11 protein-coding genes and 1 pseudogene are annotated in these 12,064 nt (G+C 72.6%); 4 read left to right on the forward strand and 8 right to left on the reverse strand.

Annotation, left to right across the window (positions count from 1 at the left end):
- Positions 1-44 precede the first annotated feature (44 nt).
- Positions 45-689, forward strand: coding sequence for a Maf family protein (locus ABD230_RS14245; protein ID WP_344375654.1), 645 nt, complete (start codon positions 45-47; stop codon positions 687-689).
- A 133-nt stretch (positions 690-822) separates the two neighbouring features.
- The gene (locus ABD230_RS14250; protein ID WP_344375658.1) at positions 823-2,595 is read left to right on the forward strand and encodes an acetyl/propionyl/methylcrotonyl-CoA carboxylase subunit alpha; all 1,773 of its coding nucleotides are present in this window, start codon (positions 823-825) and stop codon (positions 2,593-2,595) included.
- A gap of 232 nt (positions 2,596-2,827) precedes the next feature.
- Here ABD230_RS14250 and ABD230_RS14255 read toward each other — a convergent pair whose 3' ends face one another.
- Positions 2,828-3,733 carry a DUF559 domain-containing protein gene (locus tag ABD230_RS14255; protein WP_344375661.1) on the reverse strand — a complete coding sequence of 302 codons (906 nt, stop codon included), beginning with the start codon at positions 3,731-3,733 and terminating at the stop codon, positions 2,828-2,830.
- 250 nt (positions 3,734-3,983) lie between these two features.
- A complete protein-coding gene (locus ABD230_RS14260; protein ID WP_344375665.1) occupies positions 3,984-5,414 on the reverse strand; it encodes an NAD(P)H-quinone dehydrogenase in 1,431 nt (476 codons plus the stop codon).
- 126 nt (positions 5,415-5,540) lie between these two features.
- Here ABD230_RS14260 and ABD230_RS14265 point away from each other — a divergent pair, with 126 nt between their 5' ends.
- Positions 5,541-6,368, forward strand: coding sequence for a purine-nucleoside phosphorylase (locus ABD230_RS14265; protein ID WP_344375667.1), 828 nt, complete (start codon positions 5,541-5,543; stop codon positions 6,366-6,368).
- A gap of 65 nt (positions 6,369-6,433) precedes the next feature.
- Complete coding sequence (locus ABD230_RS14270; RefSeq protein ID WP_344375669.1) at positions 6,434-8,137, forward strand: phospho-sugar mutase; 1,704 nt, start codon at positions 6,434-6,436, stop codon at positions 8,135-8,137.
- Positions 8,138-8,162: 25 nt separating this feature from the next.
- Here the strand turns inward: ABD230_RS14270 and ABD230_RS14275 are convergent, their stop codons facing one another.
- The 6 genes and pseudogenes from ABD230_RS14275 to ABD230_RS14300 form a co-directional block, all read right to left on the reverse strand.
- A complete protein-coding gene (locus tag ABD230_RS14275) occupies positions 8,163-8,447 on the reverse strand; it encodes a PTS sugar transporter subunit IIB (protein WP_344375671.1) in 285 nt (94 codons plus the stop codon).
- Positions 8,444-8,926 (reverse strand): PTS sugar transporter subunit IIA, encoded by a 483-nt coding sequence (locus ABD230_RS14280; protein ID WP_344375673.1) that lies wholly within the window; start codon positions 8,924-8,926, stop codon positions 8,444-8,446. The genes ABD230_RS14275 and ABD230_RS14280 overlap by 4 nt, the downstream gene beginning before the upstream one ends.
- Before the next feature lie 53 nt (positions 8,927-8,979).
- Positions 8,980-10,101 (reverse strand): adenosine deaminase, encoded by a 1,122-nt coding sequence (locus ABD230_RS14285; RefSeq protein ID WP_344375677.1) that lies wholly within the window; start codon positions 10,099-10,101, stop codon positions 8,980-8,982.
- 96 nt (positions 10,102-10,197) lie between these two features.
- The gene (locus ABD230_RS14290; RefSeq protein ID WP_344375680.1) at positions 10,198-11,499 is read right to left on the reverse strand and encodes a thymidine phosphorylase; all 1,302 of its coding nucleotides are present in this window, start codon (positions 11,497-11,499) and stop codon (positions 10,198-10,200) included.
- The gene (locus tag ABD230_RS14295; RefSeq protein ID WP_344375683.1) at positions 11,496-11,915 is read right to left on the reverse strand and encodes a cytidine deaminase; all 420 of its coding nucleotides are present in this window, start codon (positions 11,913-11,915) and stop codon (positions 11,496-11,498) included. The genes ABD230_RS14290 and ABD230_RS14295 overlap by 4 nt, the downstream gene beginning before the upstream one ends.
- Before the next feature lie 13 nt (positions 11,916-11,928).
- Positions 11,929-12,064: pseudogene (locus ABD230_RS14300) on the reverse strand (ABC transporter permease); the annotation flags it as partial.

Raw genomic sequence — 12,064 nt, forward strand, 5'->3', positions numbered from 1 at the left:
GCACCCGTGTGCGAGCCCGGACGGGCGCCGGGCAGGATGGACCCATGCGCCTCTACCTCGCGTCGACCTCCCCCGCCCGACGACAGCTCCTGCGCCAGGCCGGGGTGGAGCCCGTGCTCGTCGCACCGGGAGTCGACGAGGAGGCCGCCGTCGCGGAGCACGAGGCCGAGCACGGTCCGCTGGCGCCGCACGAGCTCGTGCAGCTCCTCGCGCAGCGCAAGGCCGAGGCGATCGTCGGACGCGACGTCGACGGTGCGCCGATCGACGGCCTCATCCTCGGCGGCGACTCGGCGTTCCTCGTCGACGGGACGCTGCACGGCAAGCCCCACCGGCCCGAGGTGGCCCGGGAGCGCTGGACGCGGCAGAACGGGCGGTCCGGGGTGCTGTGGTCCGGTCATTGGGTCATCGACCACCGCGGCGGCGCCGTGCGCGGCGCGGTCGGTCGGCCGGCGTCGGCCGTCGTCGAGTTCGCCGAACTCGACGACGCCGAGATCGACGCCTACATCGCATCGGGCGAGCCGCTGGCCGTGGCCGGCTCGTTCACCGTGGACAGCCTCGGCGGCCCGTTCATCCGCTCGGTCTCCGGCGACCCGTCGACCGTCGTCGGCCTCTCGCTGTCGACCCTGCGCGACCTCGTGCGCGAGCTCGGCGCCGGCTGGATCGACCTCTGGGACCTCGGGAGGAGCTGACCGGGCGTCCGCTCCAGCGGCCGCATCGGGCCCCACCACGCGGCATCCGTTGTCGGTCACCGAAACACCCATGGGTCTTTTTTGTGGGCCGCGTCCAAAGTCGGCTGGGAATCCGCCAATAGGCTTGGTCATCATGCGTCGCATCACCAAGGTCCTCATCGCCAACCGCGGCGAGATCGCCGTCCGCGTCATCCGCGCCGCCCGCGACTCCGGGCTCGGCTCCGTCGCCGTCTACGCCGACCAGGATCGCGACGCGCGGCACGTCAAGCTGGCTGACGAGGCGTACGCCCTCGACGGTGCCACGAGCGCCGAGACCTACCTCGTGATCGACAAGATCCTCTCCGTCGCCCGCCGCTCCGGCGCCGACGCGGTGCACCCCGGCTACGGCTTCCTCGCCGAGAACCCCGACTTCGCCCGCGCCGTGATCGACGCCGGCCTCATCTGGATCGGGCCGTCGCCCGAGGCCATCGAGCGCCTCGGCGACAAGGTCTCCGCCCGCCACGTCGCCGAGAAGGTCGGCGCCCCGCTCGCCCCGGGCACGCTGAACCCCGTCGCGGACGCCGCGGAGGTGCTCGAGTTCGTCGACGAGCACGGCCTGCCCGTCGCCATCAAGGCCGCCTTCGGCGGCGGCGGTCGCGGACTCAAGGTCGCCCGCGAACGCGGCGAGGTCGCCGAGCTCTTCGAGTCGGCGACCCGCGAGGCCGTCGCCGCGTTCGGTCGCGGCGAGTGCTTCGTCGAGAAGTACCTCGACAAGCCGCGCCACGTCGAGACCCAGTGCCTCGCCGACGAGCACGGCAACGTCGTCGTCGTGTCCACGCGCGACTGCTCGCTGCAGCGCCGCCACCAGAAGCTCGTCGAAGAGGCACCCGCGCCGTTCCTCACCGAGGAGCAGAACCGCCTGCTCTACGAGTCGTCCAAGGCGATCCTCAAGGAGGTCGGCTACGTCGGCGCCGGCACGTGCGAGTTCCTGATCGGCCAGGACGGCACCGTCTCGTTCCTCGAGGTGAACACGCGCCTCCAGGTCGAGCACCCCGTCTCCGAGGAGGTCACCGGCCTCGACCTCGTGCGCGAGCAGTTCCGCCTCGCCGAGGGCGGCACGCTCGACTACGACGACCCCGTGACGACCGGTCACTCGTTCGAGTTCCGCATCAACGGCGAGGACCCGGGCCGCAACTTCCTGCCCGCTCCGGGCCCCATCCACCAGCTCCGGTTCCCCGGCGGCCCCGGCGTCCGCGTCGACTCCGGCGTGACCAGCGGCGACGAGATCTCGGGGGCGTTCGACTCGCTGCTCGCCAAGCTCATCGTCACGGGCTCGTCGCGGAAGGACGCGCTCGAGCGCGCCCGCCGTGCGCTCGACGAGTTCGAGGTCGCAGGCCTCCCGACCGTGCTGCCCTTCCACCGCGACATCGTTCGCGACCCGGCCTTCGCCCCGGCCGGCGACGCGCCCTTCTCGGTGTACACGCGCTGGATCGAGACCGAGTACGACAACACCCTCGAACCGTGGTCGGGCGAGCTCGCCGAGACCAAGGGCCCGTCGGCGCGCGCGAGCGTCGTCGTCGAGGTCGACGGCCGCCGCATCGAGGTGTCGATGCCCAAGCGGCTCGCCGGCGCCTCGACGTCCGGCAACGGTGCGCTCGGCCCGGCGCCGCGCCGCCGTTCGGTGCACCACTCCGTCGACACCGCCACCGGCGACGCCGTGACCGCGCCCATGCAGGCGACGGTCGTGAAGGTCGCCGTCGCCGAGGGCGACAAGGTCGTCAAGGGCGACCTGGTGCTCGTGCTCGAGGCCATGAAGATGGAGCAGCCGATCGTCGCCCACAAGGACGGCGTGATCGGCGTGCTCAACGCGCAGCCCGGCGTCACCGTCTCGAGCGGCCACCTGCTGCTCTCGATCGCCGACGCCTGACCCCCACCGCCGCCTCCGCCCCTCGCGGGCGAGCTCCCGAGTCGCGTTTCTCAGGAGTTATCCGGCGTGTCGCTGCATCCGTCGGCGGGTCTTCCTGAGGAACGCGCCGTTGCGGCCGAGGAGTCCTGAGAAGCGTTCGGAGCCTGCCGTCCGGTGCGTGGCCGGGCCGCACCGTCCTGCTGCCGACCGGGCGCGAGCCGACCGGGGCGTCAGCGGAGGCGTCAGCGGCGCGTCAGTCGATCGCCGCGAGCGCGGACACGACGCGGAGGGCGGCCGCGCGGGGATCGGTGAGGACGTCCTCAGCGGCCAGCCGGAGCGTCGGGATGCCTCGGTGCAGGAGCACCTCGTCCCGTCGCCGATCGCGTGAGAACGCGTCGCGTCCCGAGTGGAACCGGTAGCCGTCGACTTCGACGGCCAGCCGCCCGGCGACCAGGAAGTCGACCAGGCCCACGCCGTCGAACGGGACCTGCTGGATGAAGGGGACGCCGAGCTCGAGCAGTTCGAGCGCGAGGTAGGTCTCGACACCCGAACCGTCCATTCCGCGCAGACGGACACGACCGAGCCGCGCAGGCGCGCTCGCGTCGAGCAGTCGCTGCGCCGCGGACGTGTCGATGAAGCCGGACGTGATCGCGGACTCGAACACCGCGGCGACCTCGCGGCGGTCGCAGCACCGTGCCACCTGGACCAGTGCCCGGGCGACCGGGACGCGCCAGGCCGACTCGTCCGCCCGCTCGCCGTACGGGACGTCGCTCCAGTGCAGCCGGACCTCGAGCGGCATCCGGTCGGGCGTGAGCGGCTCGCCACTCTGCACCAGGACGCGATTCGTCCGCAGCCGTGCGGCGTTCACGGCGAGCGCGACGTGCACGTGTCGTGGCGTCGGGGTCCACAGTCCATGGCTCGACGTCGCACTCACGCAGCCGAGTCGACCACCGAGACGGACCGCCGCGACGGCCGAACGATCGGCGTCGGGCAGGGCGTAGTGCGCGCGCCGGATCCGTCGCATCGCGCCGAGACGCACGGCGACGGAGATGGCGGGACCTCGCACGCCGGCCGCCATGAGCTGTTCACGCGACGCGATGCCGCCGAGTTCGGCGACCGCATCGACGGGCGAGGGGTCCGGATTCGTGACGATGGGCATCGTCGTACCCTCGCCCGCCGCCGTCTCCCCGGCGACCGCGGCACCTCACCCGGGGACGCCACGTCGCACCCACCACCGGTGCAGGACGGCTCACCGACGCCCGCACCACCCCCACCACCTTCGCGTTTCTCAGGAACGATCGGGCGCGACCACACGTTCCTCAGGAGAACGCGCCGACGGATGCCGCGACCCGCCGGATAACTCCTGAGAAACGCCCAAGGACCACGCGATCGCGGGCGGGCGGGCGGCGTCAGCGCACGACGTGCATCGCGCGCGCGGCGTCGGTGAGCGAGCCCGACAGCGACGGATAGACCGGGAACGCCTCGGCGAACTGGTCGACCGTGAGCCGGTGCTCCACCGCGAGCGCGAGCGGGAAGATGAGCTCGGACGCCTTCGGCGCCACCACGACGCCGCCGATGATCGAGCCGGACGCGCTCGAGGCGAACAGCTTCACGAAGCCGTCGCGGATGCCCATCATCTTCGCGCGCGGGTTCGACGACAGCGGCAGCTTGTAGACGACGCCGGGGACGACGCCCTGCTCGATCTCGTTCTGGGTCCAGCCCACGGTCGCGATCTCGGGCTGCGTGAAGATGTTCGAGGTGATGTTGCGGTTCTCGGGCGGGTTCACGATGTCGCCCATCGCGTGGAACACCGCAGTGCGGCCCTGCATCGAGGCGACGGATGCCAGCGGCAGGAACGTCGTGCAGTCGCCCGCGGCGTAGATGTTCGGCATCGACGTGCGCGCCACCCGGTTCACGCGGATGTGGCCCGACTCGGCGAGCTGCACGCCGGCCTCCTCCAGGCCGAGGTCTGCCGTGTTCGGCACGGACCCGACCGCCATGAGGCAGTGCGAGCCGCGCACCTCGCGACCGTCGGCGAGCGTGGCGAGGACCCCGTCTCCGTCGACCACGACCGAGTCCGCGCGCGACTTCGACAGCACCTTCATCCCGTTGCGCTTGAACACCTTCTCGATCACGGCGGCCGCGTCCGCGTCCTCGCCGGGGAGCACGTGCTCTCGGCTCGAGATGAGCGTCACCTTCGCGCCGAGCGCCCGGTAGGCCGACGCGAACTCGGCGCCCGTGACGCCGGATCCGACGACGATGAGGTGCTCGGGCACGTGCTTCAGGGTGTAGAGCTGGGTCCAGGTGAGGATCCGCTCGCCGTCCGGCACGGCCGAGGGGAGCACGCGCGGCGTCGCCCCCGTCGAGATCACGAGCGTGTCGGCCTCGATGCGGTCGAAGTCCGTGCCGCCCTTCGCGGTGGCGACGATGATCGCGTTCGGGCCGTCGAGTCGCCCCTCGCCCTGCACGAGCCGGACGCCGGCGTCGAGCAGGTTGGTGCGCATGTCCTCGGACTGCTGCGCGGCGAGGCCGAGGAGCCGCTTGTTCACGGCCTGCAGGTTGATCGCGACGTCGGGCTTCACGGCCTTGTCGTCGGCGCCCTTGGCGAAGAACTGCACGCCGAGGTCGGCCGCCTCCTTCACGGCGTTGGACGCTTCGGCGGTGGCGATGAGCGACTTGGACGGGACGACGTCGGTGAGCACGGCGGAGCCGCCGACGCCGGCGCGCTCGACGAGGGTGACCTCGGCACCCAGCTGGGCGGCGGCGAGGGCGGCCTCGTACCCGCCCGGTCCACCTCCGAGTACGGCGATCCTCTGGGTGCGCTCGAAGGTGGTGTGCATGGCCTCCATTCTCACCCACGCGCGCGTGCGCGCGCGAACGCGGGCGAGGTGCACGGGTCGCGCGCAGACGAGCACGACCCCGCGCACGCGGTGCCGCGGAATCCACCCCTTGCGTAGCATGAGGACATGCAGCCTCTGAACCCGCTCGACGACCCCGCCGCCGATCCGTTCGCCGTCGCCCGAGACGCGGCCGACCGCATCGCCGAGCTGACCGGCGTCGAGCACCACGACCTCGCCCTCACGCTCGGTTCCGGCTGGGGCGCCGCCGCCGAGCTCATCGGCGAGACCACGCACACCATCCCGGCGAACGAGGTGCCCGGCTTCTCGAAGCCCGCGCTCGAGGGCCACGTCGGCACGCTGCGCTCGGTGGCGCTGCCGAACGGCACGCGCGCGCTCGTCATCGGCGCACGCACGCACTACTACGAGGGCCACGGCGTGCGCCGGGTCGTGCACTCGGTCCGCACCGCCGCGGCGACGGGCGCGAAGACCATGATCCTCACCAACGGCGCCGGCGGCATCAGGGAGCACTGGACCCCGGGCACCCCCGTGCTCATCAGCGACCACATCAACCTCACGGCCGACTCGCCGCTCGAGGGCGCCACGTTCATCGACCTCACCGACCTGTACTCGGCGCGGCTGCGCGGCATCGCGCACGGCATCGACCCGTCGCTCGACGAGGGCGTGTACGTGCAGTTCCGCGGGCCGCACTACGAGACGCCCGCCGAGGTGCAGATGGCGAAGACGATCGGCGGCCACATCGTGGGCATGTCGACCGCGCTCGAGGCGATCGCGGCCCGGCAGGCCGGCATGGAGGTGCTCGGCATGTCGCTGATCACGAACCTCGCCGCCGGCATCCAGTCGACGCCGCTCAGCCACGAGGAGGTCATCGAGGCGGGCCGTGCCGCCGAGGCGAAGATCTCCGACCTGCTCGCGAAGATCGTCGTGTCGATCTGACGCGAGCGCGCACCGCACACCGGACACCCGCGACGCGACGTCGCACGCAAGAGAGAAGGCAACGGATGCCGCAGCCCACCGACGACGAGCGCATCGCCCTCGCCGAGGCGTGGATCGCCCAGGACCCGGACCCCGAGACCCGCGACGAGCTGGCGGCCGTGGTCGCGGCCGTGCGCGACGGCGACGACGCGGCATCCGCCGACCTCGCCTCGCGATTCGACGAGCGGCTCGCCTTCGGCACCGCGGGCCTGCGCGGCGAGATCGCCGCCGGTCCCAACCGGATGAACCGGGTGCTGGTGTCGCAGGGCGCCGCCGGGCTGGCGGCCTACCTGCTCGAGCACGCGGCGGACGGCGCGGTCCCGAGCGTCGTCGTCGGCTACGACGGACGCCGCAACTCGGAGGTCTTCGCCCGCGACGTCGCCGAGGTGATGTCCGGCGTCGGCGTGCGCGCCGTGCTGCTGCCGCGCCTGCTGCCGACGCCCGTGCTCGCGTTCGCCGTCCGGCACCTCGACACGAGCGCCGGGGTCATGATCACCGCGTCGCACAACCCGCCGAACGACAACGGCATGAAGGTCTACCTCGGCGGCGAGGACGCCGGGTCGCAGATCGTGGCACCGGCCGACGGCGAGATCGCCGCGCACATCCTCCGCGTCGCCCACGGCACCCTGGTGCCGGATCTGCCCCGTGGCGAGGTGGAGACGGCCGACGAGTCGGTCGTCGACGCCTACATCGCGGCGACCGCCGCCGTCGCGAGCCCGCCGGCGGCGCAGCCGCGCGCGGTCTACACGGCGATGCACGGGGTCGGCTGGGAGACGCTGCAGCGCGTCCTCGAGGCCGCTGGGTTCGACGCCCCCGAGCTCGTCGGCGCGCAGATCGAGCCGGACGGGCGCTTCCCGACCGTCGCGTTCCCGAACCCCGAGGAGCCCGGCGCGATGGACCTCTCGTTCGAGGCCGCCCGCGCCGCGGGCGCCGACCTGGTCATCGCCAACGACCCGGACGCCGACCGCCTCGCCGTCGCCATCCCGGACGCGTCGGCGTCCGAGGGCTACCGCCGCCTCTCGGGCAACGAGGTGGGGCTCCTGCTCGGCTGGCAGGTCGCCGAGGGCCTCGCCGGATCGACGACGGATGGCGCGGGCCCGCGCGGCACGCTCGCCTGCTCGATCGTCTCCTCCCCCGGGCTCGAGGCGATCGCGCGCGCGTACGGGCTCGACTTCCGCGCCACGCTGACCGGCTTCAAGTGGATCTCGCGTGCACCCGACCTCGCGTTCGGCTACGAGGAGGCCCTCGGCTACCTCGTGAACCCCGGCACCGTCCGCGACAAGGACGGGATCTCGGCCGCCGTCGCGTTCCTGTCGCTGGCCGCGCGACTCGCAGCCGAGGGCCGCACCGTCGCCGACCACCTCGACGAGTTCGCCGAGCGGTTCGGGGCGCACGAGTCGACCCAGGTGTCGATCCGGGTCACCGACCTGTCGCGCATCTCCGACATCATGGCCCGCCTGCGCGCGCGACCGCCGGCCGAGGTCGGCGGCATCCGGGTGGCGCGCATCGACGACCTCGCGCAGGGCGCCGACGGGTACCCGCCGTCGGACGTGCTGCGGCTCGTCCTCGACGGCGACGCGCGCGTCATGGTGCGCCCGAGCGGCACCGAGCCGAAGCTCAAGGTCTACATCGACGCGTCCGCGGCGGAGGGCTCCGTCGCGGAGCGTCGTGCCGCGGCCGCCGACGTCGTCGCCCGCCTCGAGGCGGGGATGCGGGAGCTCATCGCCTGAGGCTCCAGGCTCGAGGCGCCGCGGCCTACCCCAGCGACGCCTCGAGCTTGCGTCCGATCTCGTCGACGTCGAAGTAGTTCTCGACCTCGATGATCTCGGCCCACGTACGCCCGAGCGCCTCGCGCACGCGGTCGGCGAGTTCGGTCGAGGTGAGCACGACCTGCGCGTCGGCGGCCGCCTCGCGCACGCCGGCGAGGTCGCTCGCCGTGACGTCAGCGCTGAGACCGAGCCGGGAGAGCGCACGCTCGGCATTGCCCTGCAGGATGGCCGACGTGCCGACGCCGAGGCCGCAGACCGCCACGATCCTCACGACGCGGCCTCCGCGGCATCCGGCGCAGGACTGCCGCCGGACGCGGAGAGCACCGCCCGGACCTCGCCCGCGCTGCCGGCGGCGGCGAGCCGGTCGATCGCCGTCCGCTCGTTGAAGACGTTCGCCAGGTCGGCGACGCTCGCCACGTGCTCCTCGGCGCTCGTCACGGCCAGGCCGAGCACGACGCGCACGGGGTCGTTGTGCGGGTGCCCGAACGGCACCGGCTCGGCGAGCGTGACCACGGACAGGCCGGAGCGCCGGACGTCCGGACCCGGCCGCGCGTGGGCGAGCGCGAGCCCGGGGGCGATCACGATGTACGCGCCGAACTCGTCGAGCACCTCGATCATGCGCTCCGCATACCCGGGCAGCGTCGAGCCCGAGCGGGCGAGGGCGTCTCCCGCGGCGCGCACGGCGGCTCGCCAGTCGGCGACCTCGGCGCCGAGCCGGATCGCGTCGTCGGGGAGCGGAGGAAGGGTCATCGGGGTCCGTTTCGGCGTGGTGCTGGCAGGTGGTACGGGGCGACGCGGCGCGGTCAGGCCTCGTCGAACCCGTCCTGGATCTGCTCGACGAGATCCTCGCGGTCGTCGAGCGGGAGGAAGGCCGCGGCCGCGGCGTTGAGCTGGAAGATCTCGAAGTCGTCGAGATCGTAGCCGAACGCGTCCGACAGCAGCGAGAGCTCGCGCGTCAGCGAGGTGCCCGACTGCAGGCGGTTGTCGGTGTTCACCGTGACGCGGAAGCCGAGCTGGTAGAGCAGGTCGAAGGGGTGGTCGACGAGCTCGTCGCCCCACGCGGCGATCGCGCCGGTCTGCAGGTTCGACGACGGGCTGGTCTCGAGCGCGATCTCGCGGTCGCGCACCCACTGCGCCACCGGGCCGAGCGAGACGTACGTGTTCTCGTCGTCCTGCCGCTCGATCGTGAGGTCCTCGGCGAGCCGCACGCCGTGCCCGAGGCGCAGGGCGCGGCCGTCGAACAGTGCGCTGCGGATGGACTCGATGCCGTCGGCCTCGCCCGCGTGCACGGTCACCGGCATGAAGCGGGTCGCGAGGTAGTCGAACGCCGTGCGGTGCCGGCTCGGCGGGAAGCCCGCCTCGGCGCCCGCGATGTCGAACCCGACGACGCCGCGGTCGCGGTGCCGGACGGCGAGCTCGGCGATCTCGAGCCCGCGGTCGGCGTGCCGCATCGCGGTGACCAGCTGGCCGACGCGCATCCGGTGGCCCTGGCGGCGGGCGTCCTCAACGCCCTCGTCGAGTCCGGCCTGGACGGCGACGACCGTCTCGTCGAGCGTGAGCCCGCGGGTCAGGTGCTGCTCGGGCGCCCACCGGACCTCTCCGTAGATCACCCCGTCCTCGGCGAGGTCCTGCACGAACTCGCGTGCGACGCGCGTCAGGCCCTCGCGGGTCTGCATGACGGCCGTCGTCACGTCGAACGTCTTCAGGTACTCGACGAGCGAGCCCGAATCGGACTGGTCGGCGAACCAGCGGCCGAGCTCGTCGGCCTCGGTGGCGGGGAGCTCGAGCCCGATCTCGTCGGCGAGCTCGATGACGGTCTGCGGCCGCAGGCCGCCGTCGAGATGGTCGTGCAGCGAGATCTTGGGCAGCGACCGGATGTCGGTGCCGTCCCCCTCGATCCGGTATTCGGTCGCGCGTGTGTCCACCCCACCACGATAGCGGCGCGCAGGCGCGTGGACGCAGGGAAATCCCTGCGTACGACGGCGTGCGACGCGCGATCCCCCGCGTCGCACCTGCGGTGGCTAGCGCCCGATGCGGTCGGCGATGAGCGGGCCGCCGTCCTGGACCTCGGCACCGGCGTCGGCGATCTCCCACGCCCCCTCGACCGACTCGAGCGCACGAGCGAAGCGTGCGGGCTCGTCGGCGTGCAGCGTGAACAGGGGCTGGCCGGCACGGACCTCGTCGCCGGGCTTCGCGTGCAGGTCGATCCCCGCCGCGTGCTGCACCGGGTCCTCCTTGCGCGCTCGGCCCGCGCCGAGGCGCCAGGCGGCGATGCCGAACGGCAGGGCCTCCTGGCGGACGAGGACGCCGTCCCGGTCCGCGGTCACGACGTGCTGCTCCTTCGCGACCGGCATCGGGGCGTCGGGATCGCCGCCCTGGGCGCGGATCGAGGCGCGCCAGGTGTCCATGGCGCGACCGTCGTCCAGCGCCTGCTCGACGTCGGCGTCCGTGACGCCGGCGAGTTCGAGCATCTCGCGGGCGAGCGCGATGGTGAGCTCGCGCACGTCGGCGGGCCCGCCGCCGGCGAGCACCTCGACGGACTCCCGGACCTCGTTCGCGTTGCCGATCGTGAGCCCGAGCGGGACGTTCATGTTCGTCAGGAGCGCGGAGGTCGCGACGCCGGCGTCCTCGCCGAGCTCGACCATCGTGCGTGCGAGCTCGCGCGACCGCTCGATGTCCGTCAGGAACGCGCCCGACCCGAACTTCACGTCGAGCACGAGCGCACCCGTGCCCTCGGCGATCTTCTTCGACATGATCGACGACGCGATGAGCGGGATCGCCTCGACCGTGCCCGTGATGTCGCGGAGGGCGTACAGCTTCTTGTCGGCGGGCGCCAGCCCGGCGCCCGCGGCGCAGATCACGCCGCCCACGTCGCGGAGCTGGGCGAACATCTCGTCGTTCGAGAGCTCGGCGCGCCATCCCGGGATCGACTCGAGCTTGTCGAGCGTTCCGCCCGTGTGTCCGAGCCCGCGACCGGACAGCTGCGGCACGGCCACGCCGAAGGAGGCCACCAGCGGCATCAGCGGCAACGTGATCTTGTCGCCGACCCCGCCCGTCGAGTGCTTGTCGGTCGTCGGCTTGCCGAGCCCCGAGAAGTCCATGCGCTCACCGGACGCGATCATCGCCATCGTCAGGTCGCGGATCTCGCGGCGGGTCATGCCGTTGAGGAAGATCGCCATGGTCATCGCCGACATCTGCTCGTCGGCAACGTAGCCGCGCGTGTACGCGTCGACCAGCCATCCGATCTGGTCGGTCGTCAGCTCGCCGTGGTCGCGCTTCGTGCGGATGAGGTCGACGGCGTCGAAGGCCTCGACGGAGCTCATGCGGACTCCCCTCGGAATTCGGCGAGCTGCCGCGGGCCGAACGCGTCGGGCAGCACCTCGTCGATCGTCTTCAGGCCCGAGACGGTCTCGAGCACCATCCCCTCCGCCGAGTGCTCGTAGAGCAGCTGCCGGCAGCGACCGCACGGCATGAGCACGTTGCCGTGCCCGTCGACGCACGTGAACGCGACGAGCTTGCCCCCGCCGGACATCACGAGCGCCGACACGAGCGAGCACTCCGCGCAGAGCGTCACGCCGTACGAGGCGTTCTCGACGTTGCATCCGCTGACGACGCGCCCGTCGTCGGCGACCGCCGCGGCGCCCACCGGGAACTGCGAGTAGGGGGCATAGGCCTTCGCCATCGCCTCGCGGGCGATCTCGCGAAGGTGGTCCCAGTCGATCGACTGCTGGTCGGTCATCGGGCCTCCTCGGTCAGGACTTGATGTAGGGCTTGCCGGCGGCGGCGGGCCCGCGGACCTTGCCGACGAATCCGGCGACGGCGAGGATCGTGACGACGTAGGGCAGCATGAGCATGAACTCGCTGGGGACCGGGGAGCCGATCACGGAG

It is taken from the genome of Agromyces tropicus (assembly GCF_039531345.1).
Lineage (GTDB): Bacteria > Actinomycetota > Actinomycetes > Actinomycetales > Microbacteriaceae > Agromyces > Agromyces tropicus.